The sequence below is a fragment of the Akkermansiaceae bacterium genome (assembly GCA_019634595.1).
GTDB lineage: Bacteria > Verrucomicrobiota > Verrucomicrobiia > Verrucomicrobiales > Akkermansiaceae > Luteolibacter.
Genome location: JAHCBC010000006.1, coordinates 191,224 through 207,375, shown reverse-complemented (window position 1 = coordinate 207,375; position 16,152 = coordinate 191,224). Strand labels below are relative to the sequence as shown.

The window sequence follows — 16,152 nt, the reverse complement described above, 5'->3', positions numbered from 1 at the left end:
GTTTTCCAAACCGTCAGGCAGGTTGCATTTCCCGTCATCCCGCGATCCTGATCTTCTGGTGGCCTTGTCCGGGCTTCTCCATGTGAGCCATCAGCAGGAAGTAATTCATCTGTAAAAGACTAATCAACAGTTAATTACGAGCTTGTGAAAAATTTCACAAGCTCGCATTGCCACCTCGCCTGTAAGATGTCATACTCCGGGCATGCCCACCCACGGTGTCACTGAAGGAAATCAAAAGCGTAAGGTTCTCATCATCGGCGGAGGATTCGCCGGACTGGAATGTGCGCTGACCCTCTCCAACGACGACCGGTTTGAGGTCACCTTGGTGGACCGGACGAACCACCACCTTTTCCAGCCCCTGCTCTACCAGGTGGCGACGGCCTCGCTGACCGGGCCGGATATCGCCCGCTCAATCCGCCAGGTGCTGGCGAAAGCCAAGAATGTGACCGTCCTGATGGACGAGATCACCGGGATCGACACCACTACCCGTGCGGCCAGCGGAAAGTCAGGCCACCTTTACCCATACGACTACCTGCTGCTGGCCGCCGGAGCGCGGACCGGCTACTTCGGCAACGACCACTGGGCGGACTACACCCTGGGTCTCAAGTCGCTGGCAGATGCCCAGGCGATCCGCCGCAAGGTCCTCTCGAACCTGGAACGCGCGGAGCTGACCAACAGCGAGAGTGAGCGGACCAAGCTGATGACCGTCGCCATCGTCGGTGGCGGCCCGACCGGGGTGGAACTCGCGGGAGCCTTCGCGGACCTGGTCCATCGCTCGTTGAAGTCGAATTTCCGCCGGATCGACACCTCGAAACTCCGGATCATCCTGATCGAGGGCTTCAAGAATCTGCTGGAACCCTACGATGCCAACCAGCGTGACTACGCCCGCCGGCATCTGGAGTCGATCGGGGTCGAAGTCCGCACGGAGACGAAAGTCACCGACATCCGCCCGGGCGTGCTCGAGTTCGGGGACGGGACCAGCTTGGAGGCCGCGGCCATCATCTGGGCGGCCGGAGTCGCCGCCAACCCACTGACGAAGGAATTGGGGGTCGAGACCGACCGCGGCGGCCGCATCACACCCAACCCCGACCTTTCGATCCCCGGACATCCCGAGATCTTCGTCGCCGGAGACCTGGTGGCGATGAAGGATAACGAAGGCAAGATGGTGCCGGGCGTGGCCCCCGCCGCCTCGCAGATGGGCCGTCACATCGCCAAGGTCCTCAAGGAAGAACTGAGGTTGGAGAAAGGCCGCTTCGCCGACCGCAAGCACGACCTCCGCCCGACGTTCCGCTACTGGGACAAGGGGATGATGGCCATCATCGGGAAAAACCATGCCGTGGTGAAAGCGGGCAAGGCTCTGCGTCTGCAGGGTTTCATCGCCTGGCTGGCGTGGCTTTTCATCCACATCCTGTTCCTCATCGGTTTCCGCAACAAGCTGGCCGTGCTGCTGGGATGGGCGACCGCCTACCTCAAGAACACTCCGGAAGCACGGATCATCATGCACCCGCCGAAGGAGTACGAGGCGGCGTCTTCGTGACGCCGGGACAAGGCATGCTCCGGTAGCGGGATGGCTGCGCCATCACGGTTGGGTGGATGTGTGCAGCCTTCCGATGCTGATCCGTCACCCGTGCCACGGGTCACATGCGGAGACACGGGGAAGTGCGGACTTTCCCAACCGTCATGGCGCAGCCATGACGCTACCCCGCAGCTCCCCGTATCAGGCGAGGATGTCCTGCACCACGTGGCCGTGGACGTCCGTGAGGCGGAAGTCGCGGCCGGAGTAGTGGTAGGTGAGGCGTTCGTGGTCGAAGCCGAGCTGATGGAGCAGCGTGGCGTGCAGGTCGTGGACGTGGACCGGTTTCTCAACGGCACCGAAGCCGAACTGGTCGGTGGCACCATGGACGTAGCCACCTTTGACGCCGCCGCCGGCAAGCCACATGGAGAAGCCGAAGTGGTTGTGGTCGCGGCCTTTCATCACGCCGGCATTTGATCCCGCCTTCGGCAGTTCGACGACGGGGGTCCGGCCGAATTCGCCGCCCCAGACGACGAGGGTCTCGTCGAGCAGGCCGCGCATCTTGAGATCCGTCAGGAAGGCACCAATGGCCTGGTCGCACTGTTCGGCGAGGCTGCGGTGGTCCTCGATGTTGTCATGGCTGTCCCATGGCTGGCCGTTGCCGTGCCAGAGCTGGATGAAGCGCACACCGCGCTCCAGGAGACGGCGGGCCATGATGCACTGGCGGGCGTAGTTGCCCTTGCCATACATCTCGTGGATGTAGGCGGGTTCCTTGGAAATGTCGAAGGCGTCGGTCGCCTCTGTCTGCATGCGGTAGGCCAGCTCGAAGCTGCGGATGCGGGCCTCCATCTTCGGGTCATGCTCGCGGGCGGCCATGTGGCGCTCGTTCACCTTGCGGAGAAACTCGAGCTGCTTCGCCTGCCGCTCGTCGCGCACGCTGGCGTTGCTGAGGTTCTCGATCATCTTGTCGATCTCCTGGATCGAGGTGTCGAGGTAGGTGCCCTGGTAGCTGCCGGGGAGGAAGGAAGAACGCCAGTTCTCCGCGCGCTTGATCGGCATGCCGCCGGGGCACATGGAGATGTAGGAAGGGAGGTTCTCGTTCTCACTGCCGAGACCGTAGGTGACCCATGAGCCGAAGGAAGGACGGGAAAGCCGGGCCTCACCGCAGTTCATCAGCATGAGGGACGGTTCGTGGTTCGGCACGTCCGCCTTCATCGAGCGGATGACGCAGAGATCATCCGCATGCTGGGCGGTGTGCTTGAACAGCTCGCTCACCTCCAGGCCGGATTGGCCGTATTTCGAGAAAGAGAACGGGGAACGCAGCGCGGCACCGGTGGGGCGCTCGGTCTTCATGCCTTCCAGCGGCAGCGGCTTGCCGTGGTATTTGTCCAGCTCCGGCTTCGGGTCGAAGGTGTCCACCTGGGACGGACCACCATTCATGAAAAGGTGCACCACCCGCTTCGCCTTGGGCGCGTGGTGGGGTGTGAGCATCGGATATTTCGGAGCGGAGGGCGCACCGGCGGCGGAGGCGACGCCGCCCCCGAACATGCTGCCGAGCGCGAGGCTGCCGAAGCCCATGCCGCAGCGCTTGAGGAAGTCGCGGCGGTCGAGGATCAGGTCGTTGGCGGTGAGCTTGTGGTGCATCAGTCGATGAAGTGGAATTCGTTGGAGGACCAGAGCATCTGGACCAGGTCAGCCCATGGGCTGTCGGGAACGATCACCGGGGGCGGTGAAGTGGAGGTGGGGAATTGCTTCTTGAGGTTGGAGACCTCCGTGGCCACGGCGTCCGGCTTCTCCCGGCCGACGATGCGGATGTCCCAACCGGTGCCGCCGAAATGTTCTCCTTCCGGAGCGCGGTAGGCGAAGTCCACGGTGTCACCCGCGGTGACGTCGATCCACTTGCTGTCGATGGGCTGGTCCTTGGTGGCTGGCATCAGCTTGCCTTCACCCAGCATCTCGGTGTTCTTGCCGATGATGTTATAGACGAGCGGAGCACCGTCGCCCGCCTTGGAGCCGCGGCTGAGCTTGCCGATCATTTTCACCTGGCCGCTGCCGGTCGCACGCCAGCGGACGACGAGGACATGTCCCTTCGACGGATGGCCGTTGTCCGGCCCGGCGCTCAGGTAGCGGATGGGAGCCTTCGCCAGATCGGAGCCGGTCTTCCACATCTTCTTGTCGTAGAGCGGGAATGGCAGCAGCTCGCCGAGCGGGAATCCGGTGTCCGGCGTGTGGCGGATCTCCCAGATGCCGCCGATGCGTGGCAGGTAGTCCTTCGGGTCGGTGCTGTTCACCCAGTCGATGGCGTCGTTCACCTCCGCATTGGAAGGATCACGGTCGAAGATGCGGTTGTAGATCCAGCGGACCTTCGCCGCCTTGTCGGTGAGTTTTTCGAAATCCTGGTTCTTCACCATCTTCTCCGCCTGGCGGGTGACGAGCGGGCCGTTGAGGAAATAGAGCGCCTGCTGCGGGACGGTGGTCTCCGCACGCTGCGGCGCGTGGTGGTCCGGGTGCGGCAGGTCGAAGGAAACGAAGGTGCCCGGCAGCGCGTAACGGTCCACGAAGGCATAGACGCTGCGGCGGCTGTCCGCCTTGTCGCTGTCCAGCGGGATGGAGCGGCCACCGGTGGTGGTGGTGTCCAGCGCACCTGAACTGGCGAGCAGACGGTCGCGCATGGACTCAAAGTCGGTGCGGGGGCGGTTCCATTTCCAGAACAGCGTGTTCGCCTCATCGATGGCCTTGTTTTCCTCCGGACCCTCGGCTTCGAGCCGGAAGGCGTTCGAGGTGAGGAGCAGGCGGTGCATCTCCTTGATGGAGCCACCCTTCTCGTTGAAGCGCAGGGCCAGCCAGTCCAGCAGCGGTCGCAGCACCGGCACCGGTTGCTGCGGGCCGAAGTCCGCGGGGTCGGTGAGGGCCACACCGAAATGCCAGCCCCACATGCGGTTGACGATCACCCGTGCGGTCATCGGGTTCGCCGTGTCCGCGATCTTCTCGGCCAGAGAAAGACGCGGGCTCTTTCCTTCCGGGAACTGTCCGCCGCCGAGGAAGCTCAGCCACTCGCGTGGGTATGGATCGCTGCGGCTGCCCGGGTTGCCACGGATATAGACCTGGGCAGGACCCCACTTCGGCTTGTCGCTCAGGCTCATCGCCCGCGGAGCCGCGCCGGGATGCTCGATATTGAGCTTGGTCATCAAGGAGTCCCGCTGGCGGCGGTCGTCGCCGTCTTTCTGGTCCATGATGCCGTTGACCTGTTCCAGATTCAGGGAAAGCGGGCAGCGTCCGTCCGTCTTGAATTTCGCGAGGTCCCCTTCCGTGGCCTGGGTCCACTCGGTGGCCAGCGCGAGGGAGAGAGCCTTCCGGCCGGCGTCATCCGCCTTCAGCATTTCCTGGTGCCACTGGCCGAGGCGTGCGGCGGGCTTGTCATTCCAAGCGACCTTCTCGAAAAACGACTTCCAGCGGTTGACGCCGTTCAGGCGGTAACGTCCGCGTTTGAATGACTCCGCGGAGGTCTTTCCGGTGTCCCATTTCTCCTGGTTGGCGAGCCATGCGAGTTCCAGATAAACGGCGAACGACTCCGGCTTGTGGAGCTGGTCGAGGATCTCCTGCCGTGCCACGCGGTCCTTCTCCTGCATCTCCGAGAGCTTGGCGGAGTATTCCTGATAGGCCACCTCGTCGGCGGGCTTGCCGATCACCGGCTTGTCGCCGGGTTCCACCGCATTCTCCAGGATGGAGTAGATGGAGTAGAAATCCTTGGTGGAGATCGGGTCCGTCTTGTGGTCATGGCAACGCGCACAGGACACGGTGCTGGAGAGGAAGCCACGGGTGATGACATCCACCCGGTCGTCGATCATCTCGATCTGCCCGGCCCGGGGGCCGACGGTGAGGAAACCCAGCGCCGCGAGATCCGGGTGGTCCGGCTTGTCGGTCATCAGGTCCGCCGCGATCTGGAGCTTCACGAACTGCGCGTAGGGCATGTCCGCGTTGAAGGATTTGATCAGCCAATCCCGGTAGGTGTAGGCGAAGGGATAGCGGTTGTCCTTGTCGAAATTGTAACCCTGGGTGTCCGCATAGCGGGCCACATCCATCCAATGGCGAGCCCAGCGCTCGCCATAGGCGGGGCTGGCCAACAGCTCGTCGATCAACGCCTTCCAGGTGGCCTCATCCGAATTTTTCTCGATCCGCTCGATCTGTTGCCTGGATGGCGGCAGGCCGGTGAGGGTGTAGGCGGCACGCTCGATCCAGCGGCGCGGGGAGGCCAATTTCGCGGGCTTCACGCCGGCTTTCGCACGGGCTTCGGCAAGAAATGCGTCCACCGGATGTTGGGCGGCGTCACCGGGCGGCTTGCTGTCCACCGGAGGCAGATACGCCCAGTGGTCTCCGGCGTTCAATTTGACGACGAAGGAAGCGAGGAGGAGGATCGACAGGCGGAAAACCATGGGATGTGGATGAAGACGCGGCGAAAACCCTGATTCTTTCAGCTTTTGAAAGGCGTGCAGGGAAAATACCGCGAGCGGAATCTATCACGATTTCCGCCAATTTCCACCTCCGATGGTGGCCCGGTTCCAGAATCAGTACTCCCGCGGATTGGCATCCGGAGGGATCACCACCAAAGGCCGGGCCGACTTTTTCTGGAGAACTTCGCAGAGTTTCGCGGCTCCGTAGGCGAGGAGGGCTGGAGGAGCGAGCGCGGAAACCAGCTTCACATTCGCCACGAGGAGCGAGCGCACGGGCAAGCGGTGGAGCAGGCAACCCGCCGCAACGGCTCCCAGCACGGACTCCAGAGGATGCTTGCGCACGCAGTCTTCCCACTTCTCCAGACATTCAAGTGTCTTCTCCTTGCCGGAGTGGAGGACGGAGCGGATGCCATCATCCACGGATGGCACGGAATCAGGGTCGGTTGTCATAACTTACCAGAATTTGAGTCGGTTGCAGATGCGATTGAGGGAACCGGAAATGGAATCCAGGACATCCCGGGTGGGGAGATCATGGAGGTAGCCGGAGGCCTTTCCGGCACCGGTGGAGGCCATTTCCACCCCATCGTGGAACAAGGACGAGATGCGCTCCGGCGCATGGCTAAGCCTGCGGCCGAATGCCTCCGTCTCACGGACGAAACGGTCCGGCAGGCTGATATGTTCCCGTCTGGAATAGACGAGATAACCGACCGCGGCACCGAAGACCAACGCTCCCAACACGGTTGGGACAGGGTTACGGGTCACCATTTCCTTCGCCCGGTGGCAGGCGGTCGAACACTGCTCGCTCGCGGCGGCTTTGACCTTCTCCAGCACCTGCTCAGGCATTTCCTGGAGGTCGATATCATCGTGATGGGCTGCTTTCATGGTGCCAACCCATCCGCAGATCCCGCGCCGGTCCGCACGAACGCCGGAAGTCCCGATGCCACAAGGATTGCCAGCAAACGGAATGCTCCGACCCTCCTCCCGATCCGGGCAAAGTGCATGGTTTGATTGCACGATTGACTCAAATTTCAGTTAAGCCCTGCCAGAATCCCCGCAGGTTCGTTGGGAATGCTTTGAGCTACTTCGGATGAATAACCAACCCATTCCGAACATGCCATTGGACCCAGTAGAACTCGCAGGCGGGGAATCCCCACGGAACACCCCGGAATACCTCGATGAAAATCCCAACCGCGACCTGATCCTGGAGGGGATGGAAGTCTCCGAAGACGAGCGGCGGGAAGCGGCTGCGGAAGTCTATGGGGAAGATCCCTCATTGCCGGTTTCCGATGAGGATGACGACGAATTCGCCCCCGAGATTTCCGCCATCCACGGAGAGAAAGCCGATGACTCCTGAGCAGATCAGCTCCCATCTCAGATCCTACCGCGAGCGGCTGGACCGCATCGCTTCGGAAGAGCGCGAACGCGCGGAGAAGGAGGCTGAACTCTACAGGCAGAACCAGACGAAATGCCGCCGTGTCCTCGAGGAGGTGGCGGAACCATTGCTAAGGAGACTATCCGGCCTGCTGGCGGAGGCGGGCCATGAAAGCGTGGTTCATCCCGTCCAGGAAACCGAACATACCACCCGCCGGACGAATCTCCGCTCGACGGAATACGCGACCGCCATCTCGGTGCAGCAGCCGAAAGGCCCGCTGACCCTGAGGGTGGTGGCGAAGCCGGACTCGATGCAGATTTCCTCCCTCATCGGCGTGCCGCACGGAACCTGCAGCTCCGTGTTCCATGTGACGGATGGTCCGCTCAATGAAACCGGAGAAGTGACCAACCGGGGCATCGCCGACTTTGTGACGGCCGCATTCCCCCTCCGCTGAAAAGCGACTTTCCAACCCATGCCATGAACAACGATCCATTGAAACCGAAGCAGGCCGACCCGGATGGAACCCCGAAAATCCCCGGAGAGGTGGTGGGAGACGGCTTCCCGCCGGAAAAAGATGTGTCCGTCCCGCCGCCGGGGACGGATCAGGACAAGGACCGGGACGCGGATTGACACTCCATCAGCGTTTCCGGGCCTGGTGCTTTCCGCTCTGGTGAAGTGTCAGCCCGGTGACCTTTCCTGCTGGATCCTTCTGGAACTCCAGTGCGGCCTTCACCACATCCAGCTCGAAGTAATCCGCCTTCGTCTGGAAGGCGGGAAGGGCGGGTTGGCCGGTGAGTTGGGCGAACATCGTGTCCGCTTTTACCGTGATGGTGAGGACCTTTCCCGGGACCAGTTCATACTCGCCGGTGTAGGCAGCCAGCTCCGCGGCACTTGGGAAAAGGATAACGGGCAACGGATCACCATTCCGCTTGGCAGGCATCTCACGGCCATTCTGGAAAAGCGTGAGGGATTTCACGGCGTCACCTTCTTTCACGAATTGGAGATCCGCCGCCACCACATCATACCGGAAGCGGTCGTTGCCGATGTACTTCACGGGAAAGAAGGGCTGCCCGGTGAGGCGGGAATAGAGCGCCTTTCCACGGCGCAGGATGGTGAAGCGCGCGGTCGGCCCCATTTCATAGACCCCGGTGTAGGCGTCGAGTTGTGCCTCCGTGAGGGCCACTTCTTCCGCCGCCTCCGCTTTCTTGTCACTCCTCACCGCCCGCAGCACGACCTCCGCCGGCAGATTGTCATTGTTGATGAGGATCACGCGGACGGATTTCTTCGCGGGGACGACCTGCAAGGCGGTGCGGTAGCCGCCGGTGCCGCCGGTGTGCATGTAGTCACGGTCCCCGTCCAGCTTCCCGATCATGATGCCGAGGCCGATCTCCCCCCCCGCGGATGGATAGGGTGCATGGACCTGCATCATGTCACGGATGGCATCCGCGATGGGGGTCTTCTCCGGCTCGATCATCGCCTGGCCGAAGATCATGAGATCCGCCGCGGTGGAACGGAGCGCACCCGCACCCGCCATCGCCTGGAAAGTCCACTCATGCCCCGGCACGTTGTCATGATACGGCGGAGCGAGCCGTTTCCGCAGGTCTTCACCCGGAACCATCATGGTGTCCTTCATGCCCAGCGGGCCGGTGACCTTTTCCTTCACCAGCGCGTTCCATGAAGATCCATGGACGAGGGCGAGCATCTCCCCGAGCAGGCCGACCCCTAGGTTGGAATAGGATGCCTCATGCGGCGGCTCGCCCTTCAGCATGACTCTGCCGAGGAACTCCTTCAGTTTTGCCAGATCGTAGAGCGAATAGGGATCCGGATTCGCATCCGGGTCCGGCCCCATGTTCCCCGGGAGACGGGGCAGGCCGCTGGTGTGGGTGGAGAGGTGGAGCAAGGTGATCTTGCCGACCTTCGGGTCCGCGAATTTGAAGTCCGGCCCAAGCAGTTCCGCCAGGGTGGAATCCAGCCGCGCCTTTTTCTCGATGACGGTCTGCGCGAGCAGGACGCCGGTAATGACCTTCGTTATCGAGCCGATCTCGAAGGCACGGCGCTCCGGGGGAACACCATCCGGCTCCGCTTTTCCGACTACGGAATACGTGACCTGGCCGTCGCGCAGCTCCCCGGTGACGATGCAGCCTGCGGGAACCTTGTCCTTGAAGGCGAGCGCCGCTTCCGCGAGCGCCTTGTCAGCATGGGCGGTTCCCAGGGTGCCCGAGACAGCGAGCAGGGTGAACAGGAGATTCCGGAGCATGCCCGGGATGTTGGTGCTGCCGTGGACCGGATGCCAGACCGATCTGCGGGAAGTAGCGACATGGCTGCGCCATGACGGCGGGGAAAATCCGTTCTCTTTCCCACGGCTCCGCACTGAAAAAGGTGCCATCCATCACCAACCGGAATCGCAGCGACGCATCCGTCCACCCAGCCGTCATGGCGCAGCCATGCCGCTACGAACAGCGAAAAGCATGACATCCCCACCAACCCTGATAGAGCTTCAGGATATGAACAGGATCCTCCAGGCGGCATCATTCGCCGCCACGAAACACATCGGCCAGCGGCGGAAGAACGCGGCGGCCGCTCCCTACATCAACCACCCGATCGAGGTGGCGGAGCACCTTTCCTCGGTCGGCGGGGTGACGGATGAGGACATCCTTATCGCCGCGCTGCTTCATGACACGGTGGAGGACACGGACACCACGCGGGAAGAGATCGCCGGATTATTCGGGGAAAACGTGGCCTCTCTGGTGATGGAGTGCACGGATGACAAGAGCCTGCCGAAACTGGAAAGGAAGCGGCTGCAGATCGTGAACGCACCACACAAAAGCCCCGGCGCGAAGCAGATCAAGCTGGCGGACAAAACCTGCAACCTGCGCACGCTGGTGGAGGACCCGCCCGCGGACTGGCCGCTGCAACGGCAAAGGGAGTATTTCGAATGGGCGGAGAAAGTCGTCGCCGGACTGCTGGGGCATAATGAAGCCCTCGACGCAGGCGTCCTTTCGGTGCTGCGCGAGGGCCTGGAGAGACTCCCGGAGGAGGATCAGCGGTAGCTCAGTTGGGCGGTCGCCTTCGCGTCCTTGTCCGAAGTGAAGCGGATCCAGTAGGCGGAAAATTCCGCAGGGAACTCATGGCTGTAGGCGGTGCCGGATTTCACGTCCACCTTGTCCGTGACAACCCATGATCCGTTGCCGGAGATGTCCACCTCGATGGTGACCGTCGCGTCCTTGTCCGAGGACAGGGTGAGCGACTTCTTGTCATAGGCGGTCATCAGGTAGGGATCGGAAACCTCGCCCGCCTTGACCGCGGTGTCTTTCCATGGACCACCTTCACCGCGTGGCTTGCCCAGCTTCCAGATGTCATCGATGGCACCGACCCAGAGGGAGGTTTTGCCATCGTCGGACTTGATGATGCGGCCGGTGTCCGCCGGGGCATCCGTGGAGACGCCGGAGATCACGAACAGACCGCGGTAGGAGCAGAAGTCATGCACCATCAGGTTGTGCGTGGCCACGGGGCGGACGCGGGAGAAGCCACCGGCGTTGCGGGCGGGCAGTTCGAAGAAGGTGCCGTTCGAGTTGAACAGGTCACGCTCCGTCGCCACCTCACGGGCCACGCGGTAGTTGCCGAAGGTGCCGCCTTTTTCGAAGCCCGGATCACCCTTTGGCAGACGCCATTTCTTGCCGTCGTCATCGACGAAAATGACGGAGGCGGCGTCGCTGGTCAGCACGTTCGCGGGGATGGCGGTGTGCTCCTTCTGGTAGGCGAGGGCTTCCGCGTCATCCTTCTTCACCAGCTTCAGGTCGGCATCCAGTTCATAGTAGCCGATGTCCGAACCGTCCGGGGTGGCGGCGGAGAAGCCGAGCACCTTGCGGTCCTTCGGCAGGGCGCGGACCAGACCACCGGTGACGGAGGTTTCGCCCGGCTTGCCGATGCCCGTGAAGGCGGCGTCCTGGGCCTCGGTGCGCTTGTCCTCGTTGCGGTAGGTGAAGACGGCGTTCGCCTTCTTGATGTCGGCGGACGCCTTCAGGCGCACCCAGGTGCCGGTCTGCTCCTTGGTGAAGGCATGGAAAAGCTCCTTCCCGGCCGGGATGGTCAGCTTCGCAAGAGGCTCCCACTTGCCATTGCCGGCTTTGTCCACTTCCAGTTCCACGACGACTTCCTTGTCCCCGTCCTGCGTCAGGTGCAGGCCGCGGTGGTCGTAGCCGCTGAACATGTAGGGATCCGACGCCTCGCCCGCTTTCACAGGCTCGTTCGCCCACACCGCGCCACGTCCGATGACAACGCCGAGCTGGTCGAGTTTCGCCGGATCGACGAACCACAGGTTCGACTGCGACTGCGGAGCGGCGATTTTGCCCTTCGCCTTGCGGGTGTTGAGGAACTCGGCGGCGGCGGTGTCATCGCAGCCGAAGACGATGCGGTCGTTCCACTTCGTGAAGTCACCGATGACCTTGAGGTAGTTGGAACGTGGCGCGATGCCCGCGGAATTCTCCGGGGTGAAGGTGACCGGGAATTTCCAAAAGGTCCCGTGCATGGTCATGAGCAGGTCGTTGCCCTCGCCGATCTCGCGGATGCGCGGCCACTCGGTGTTCCAACCGTGGGCTCCGTCATAGGAGTGGGAACCCTTCGGCAGGCGGTAGGAGTGCCATTCACCCTTGTAGCGGCACATGAGGATGAGGGAGCGATGGTCCCAGCCGACGGCCCAGATGGGGTCGTTGGCGGCATCCGGATTGCCGGTGATGCCGCCTGGTCCGGTGACTTCGGTGAACTGGTTGCGGCGGACGATCTTCCATTTGTCCGCCTTTCCGTCCCACTCCGCGAGGACGCCGGACGGGGTTTCAGGCTTGGTGTGGGCCGCGTTGCCATATTCACCGTTGTTCGCGTAAACCAGCACACCTTGGCCGGAGTAAAGGCCTTTCCCGTGATAGCCGGGAAGATCGGCCAGCCGTGAGTCGCTTTTGACATGGGTATCCCGCCAGAGTTCCTTCACCTCGAGCGATTTCACATCCACCTCATAGATGCCCTCCTCCATGGTCGCCTGGTAGATCTTGCCAGCCGGGTCGAAGAGGTGGCGGGCATTACCGGTCGGGCGGCCGTGCATCGTCTTGTAAGGGATGGTCCTGACCTTGCCCTCGCCGTCGATGGCATGGGGTCCGATGAAAAGCTGGTTGGACTCCTTGTGGATCATCCGGTTCGCCGGGGTGCCGCCGATGCTCTCCGGACGGATGATCAGCTCCAGGTCCGGGGTGATCTCATAGAGCTTGTCAGAGGATCCGCCGGGCTTGTGCGGCGCATAGGTGACGACCCACAGGCGGTCCGCCCATGGCACGACCGCGCCGGTGCCGCACTCACCTTCCTGGTTGAAGTAGGCGAGGCTCGGGTAGATGCCGGAGATTTCCCGGGGAGCCGCGGTCGCAAGGGCCGCACTGAGGAACAGATAGCTGAAGATACGCATTTATTCGTGGTTTGGATTTGAGAGGATTGGAAAATGAGGCGTGTGATGCCCATCAGGCCCTGCGGCGGCGGCTGAGACCAACGAGAGACGCCGCGCCGAGGAACGCAACGGCGGAAGGCTCCGGAATCAGGTTGCCGGTCACGACGACGTTATCGATATCGAAGCCCGGATTGGTCCCGTAGGTGGTGCTGAACAGGAACGAACGCGCGGTGCCATTGTAGACATTTCCACCATAGGTGGTGTTACCCGTGATCGACCCGTTCTGGATCGTCGTCAGCCCGGTGACCTCGTTGGTAAGGGTATCCCCACCGGCACCAGAAAGGCGCAAAGTGTAGCTGGCCCCCGCGCTTCCCCAGCCCACACCTTCGAACTGCATGCGGTACCACGTGCCGGGAGTCACGCTCCCCAAGCCTCCGACCGCAACCCATGTCGTATCGCTCGGGCGGTACACGGCGAACGTGTTGCCCTGGATCCGGAGGTTGACGGTCGCATCCCCCGGACTCGGGTTGACGGACACCGTGGACACGCTCAGGTTCAACTGGCGGTTCGAGGAGGCCTGGACGCGGAAATAGAAATCGATGACGAAATTGTCCGCCATCCCAATCTGGTCACCGAGGCCCGAGGTGACCACGTCGGCCCCCGCCAGCAGGTGGGCGTAGTTCACCGAGGCACCGGGACCGCCCGGAACAATGTTCACCGCGCTGTTGCGATACCAATCCGCGCTGGCGGTGCCACTGTCGAAATTGTCCGAAATCACCGTCGTGACGGCGAACAACGGGCCTGAAAGCAAGGCCGACATAGCGGCGATCTGGATGATGGAGCGCATGGGATTCGAGGGTTTGTGCCTTGGAATTGTGACGTGATGCCCGCTTTGACACAGGCATCACTTATTTTTTTCAAACGTCACTCATACGCCAGTTGGGCGGTCACCTTTGCATCCGCGCTGGTGGTAAAGCGGCACCAGTAGGCGGAGAATGCCTCCGGGAACACATGCTCCAGCGGCTGACCGGCCTTCACCTCGAAACGCTTGTGGTTCACCCAGGTTCCGTTACCGGCGATGTCCACCTCCATGCGGATGATGATGTCCTTGTCAGCGGTGAGCGTGAGCGTCTTTTTGTCATACGCGGTCATCAGGTAGGGATCGGATGGCTCGCCGCGCTTGGCGGAGGTGTCTTTCCATGGACCGCCCTTGCCGCGGGGTTTCCCGAGCTTCCAGAGGTCGTCCACATTTCCGGCCCACAGGGCGGCCTTGCCGTCATCGGAGCGGATGATGTGCTTGTTGTCACCGGGCGCGTCGGTGGCGACACCGGAGGCGACGAACAGCCCGCGGTAGGAGCAGAAGTCATGCACCGCGCGGTTGTGAGTGGCGACCGGGCGGACCCGTGAGAAGCTGCCCGCATTGCGCGATGGCAGTTCATAGAAAGTGCCGTAGGCATTGAAAAGGTCACGCTCCGTGGCCACCTCCCGGGCGATCCGGTTGCCGCCGAAGGTGCCGCCGTTTTCGTAGCCTCCCGCATTCTTCGGCAGGCGCCACTTCTTGCCCTCGTCATCGGAGAAGATCACGGACGCCGCATCCTCCGTCAGCATGCCGGTGGGGATGACGGTGTTCTTCTTGTGGAAGTCCAGCTCCTGCGGGTTCTCCGTACGGACGAGTTCCAGCTTCTCGTTGAGCAGGTAGAAACCGATGTCCTTGCCGTCCGGGGAGACCGCGGCGAAAGCGAGGTCACGCTTTTCCCCGTCACGCGCCCGGACGAGGCCGCCGGTGAGATCCTTTGATCCCGCGGCGGCGATTCCATTGAAAATCGCATCGCTCTTTTCCGTCCTTGGATCCTTGTCGCGGAAGATGAAGGAGATGTTCCCCTTCGCCACATCCTCGGAAACTTTCACGCGGACCCAGGCACCCGTCTGGTCATCCGTGAAGGTGTGGAAGGTCGCCATCGCCGGACCGACGGGCAGCTTCAGCAGCGGCTCCCAGTTTCCGGTGCCGTTCTTGTCCACCTCGAACTCGAAGGTGACCTCCCCCTTCCCGTCATGGGAAAGATGGACGCCACGCAGGTCATAGCCGGAGAAAAGGAACGGATCGGTCGGCTGGCCTTTCTTCAGCGGATCATCGACCGCCAGCGCGCCACGACCGAGCAGCGGCCCGATGTCATCGATCTTGTCCGGCTCCATGAACCAGAGGTTCGACTGCGACTGCGGCGAAGCAATCTTGCCCTTCGCCTGGCGGACGTTGGCGAACTCCGACCGTGCTGTGTCGTCACAACCGAAGACCAGTCGGCCATTCCACTTGGCAAAGTCGCCGATGACCTTGAGGTAGTTCGAGCGCGGGACGATGCCGCCGGACTTGGCCGGGGTGAAATCCTTCGGGAACTTGTAGAAGGTCCCGTGCATGGTCATGAGGAGGTCATTCCCCTCCCCGATCTCCCGGATACGGGGCCACTCCGTGTTATGGCCGTGCGCGCCGTCGTAGGAGTGGGAGCCTTTCGGCATCCGGTAGGAATGCCACTCACCCTTGTCCAGCACCATCAGGATAAGGGAGCGGTGGTCCCAGCCGGTGGTCCAGATGGGATCGGTGTCCGGGTTTTCATTGCCATAGATGCCGCCCGGGCCGGTCACTTCGCAGAACTGGTTGCGGCGGACCATGTGCCACTTGTCGGCCTTGCCGTCCCACTCTGCGAGTGCGCCGGAGGCGGATTCCGGAAAGCGGTTCTGGCGTCCGCGCTCGCCGTTGTTGGCGTAGATGAGGCGGCCATGACCGGTGTAGAGGCCCTTGCCATGGTAGCCGGCCATTTCCATGCGGCGGGCGTCGCCGGGCACTTCCTCGTCACGGAAAAGTTCGGTGACATTGAGGGTGTGGACGTCCACCTCATAGATCCCCTCCTCCATGGTGGCGTAGTAGATCTTTCCGGCGGGGTCGAAAAGGTGCCGTGCGTTGCCTGTCGGCCTGCCAGTCATCCGTGAGTACTGGATGGTCCGTACATGGCGGTTCTTGTCGATGGCATACGGCCCGATGAAAAGCTGGTTGGACTCCTTGTGGATCATCCGGTTCGCCGGGGTGCCCCCGATGCTCTCCTGGCGCACGATCAGTTGCAGGTCGTTGGTGATCTCATAGAGCTTGTCCGTGGATCCCTTGGGCGAATGCGGCGCGTAGGTGATGGCCCACAGGCGGTCACCCCATGGCACGACCGCACCGGTGCCGCACTCCCGTTCGTCGTTGAAAAAGGAAAGGTGCGGATAGATTCCGGAAAGCTCGACGGGAGCCGCGGAGGCGATGGCCGCTGACAGGAAAAGGTAACTGATGGCACGCATGGGGTTTCTTGGTTGGGTTTCGGGTTACCATGAAATTGTCGGCCTGGATGAGGCATGA

The 16,152-nt window shown here is 62.4% G+C and carries 13 protein-coding genes; 5 read left to right on the top strand and 8 right to left on the bottom strand.

The features are described from left to right. The first annotated feature begins 202 nt into the window (after positions 1-202). Positions 203-1,537, top strand: coding sequence for an NAD(P)/FAD-dependent oxidoreductase (locus KF712_20260; GenBank protein MBX3743331.1), 1,335 nt, complete (start codon positions 203-205; stop codon positions 1,535-1,537). Positions 1,538-1,717: 180 nt separating this feature from the next. Here KF712_20260 and KF712_20255 read toward each other — a convergent pair whose 3' ends face one another. The 4 genes from KF712_20255 to KF712_20240 all read right to left on the bottom strand — a co-directional run bounded on the left by KF712_20255 (position 1,718) and on the right by KF712_20240 (position 6,846). Then, a complete protein-coding gene (locus tag KF712_20255) occupies positions 1,718-3,157 on the bottom strand; it encodes a DUF1501 domain-containing protein (protein ID MBX3743330.1) in 1,440 nt (479 codons plus the stop codon). Next, the gene (locus KF712_20250; GenBank protein MBX3743329.1) at positions 3,157-5,946 is read right to left on the bottom strand and encodes a DUF1549 domain-containing protein; all 2,790 of its coding nucleotides are present in this window, start codon (positions 5,944-5,946) and stop codon (positions 3,157-3,159) included. The genes KF712_20255 and KF712_20250 overlap by 1 nt, the downstream gene beginning before the upstream one ends. Before the next feature lie 132 nt (positions 5,947-6,078). Continuing rightward, positions 6,079-6,414: a hypothetical protein gene (locus KF712_20245; protein MBX3743328.1), complete on the bottom strand. Its 336-nt coding sequence runs from the start codon at positions 6,412-6,414 to the stop codon at positions 6,079-6,081. Between the two features lie 3 nt (positions 6,415-6,417). After that, positions 6,418-6,846 (bottom strand): hypothetical protein, encoded by a 429-nt coding sequence (locus KF712_20240; GenBank protein ID MBX3743327.1) that lies wholly within the window; start codon positions 6,844-6,846, stop codon positions 6,418-6,420. 229 nt (positions 6,847-7,075) lie between these two features. On the opposite strand from KF712_20240, the gene KF712_20235 reads away from it, so the two are divergent. From KF712_20235 to KF712_20225, 3 genes are read left to right on the top strand one after another with little or no spacing between them, the layout of a single operon-like run. After that, positions 7,076-7,318: a hypothetical protein gene (locus KF712_20235; GenBank protein ID MBX3743326.1), complete on the top strand. Its 243-nt coding sequence runs from the start codon at positions 7,076-7,078 to the stop codon at positions 7,316-7,318. Then, complete coding sequence (locus KF712_20230) at positions 7,308-7,790, top strand: hypothetical protein (protein MBX3743325.1); 483 nt, start codon at positions 7,308-7,310, stop codon at positions 7,788-7,790. The genes KF712_20235 and KF712_20230 overlap by 11 nt, the downstream gene beginning before the upstream one ends. Positions 7,791-7,813: 23 nt before the next feature. Next, complete coding sequence (locus tag KF712_20225; protein MBX3743324.1) at positions 7,814-7,966, top strand: hypothetical protein; 153 nt, start codon at positions 7,814-7,816, stop codon at positions 7,964-7,966. A gap of 7 nt (positions 7,967-7,973) precedes the next feature. On the opposite strand, the gene KF712_20220 is transcribed toward KF712_20225, so the two are convergent. Then, positions 7,974-9,593 carry a serine hydrolase gene (locus KF712_20220; protein ID MBX3743323.1) on the bottom strand — a complete coding sequence of 540 codons (1,620 nt, stop codon included), beginning with the start codon at positions 9,591-9,593 and terminating at the stop codon, positions 7,974-7,976. Between the two features lie 247 nt (positions 9,594-9,840). Here KF712_20220 and KF712_20215 point away from each other — a divergent pair, with 247 nt between their 5' ends. Beyond that, complete coding sequence (locus KF712_20215; protein MBX3743322.1) at positions 9,841-10,386, top strand: bifunctional (p)ppGpp synthetase/guanosine-3',5'-bis(diphosphate) 3'-pyrophosphohydrolase; 546 nt, start codon at positions 9,841-9,843, stop codon at positions 10,384-10,386. On the opposite strand, the gene KF712_20210 is transcribed toward KF712_20215, so the two are convergent. The 3 genes from KF712_20210 to KF712_20200 all read right to left on the bottom strand — a co-directional run bounded on the left by KF712_20210 (position 10,377) and on the right by KF712_20200 (position 16,094). Next, positions 10,377-12,785 (bottom strand): hypothetical protein, encoded by a 2,409-nt coding sequence (locus KF712_20210; protein MBX3743321.1) that lies wholly within the window; start codon positions 12,783-12,785, stop codon positions 10,377-10,379. The two genes, KF712_20215 and KF712_20210, sit on opposite strands and share 10 nt — an antisense overlap. A gap of 52 nt (positions 12,786-12,837) precedes the next feature. After that, positions 12,838-13,611: a hypothetical protein gene (locus KF712_20205; protein MBX3743320.1), complete on the bottom strand. Its 774-nt coding sequence runs from the start codon at positions 13,609-13,611 to the stop codon at positions 12,838-12,840. Between the two features lie 77 nt (positions 13,612-13,688). Further along, complete coding sequence (locus KF712_20200; GenBank protein MBX3743319.1) at positions 13,689-16,094, bottom strand: hypothetical protein; 2,406 nt, start codon at positions 16,092-16,094, stop codon at positions 13,689-13,691. Between the last annotated feature and the right edge of the window lie 58 nt (positions 16,095-16,152).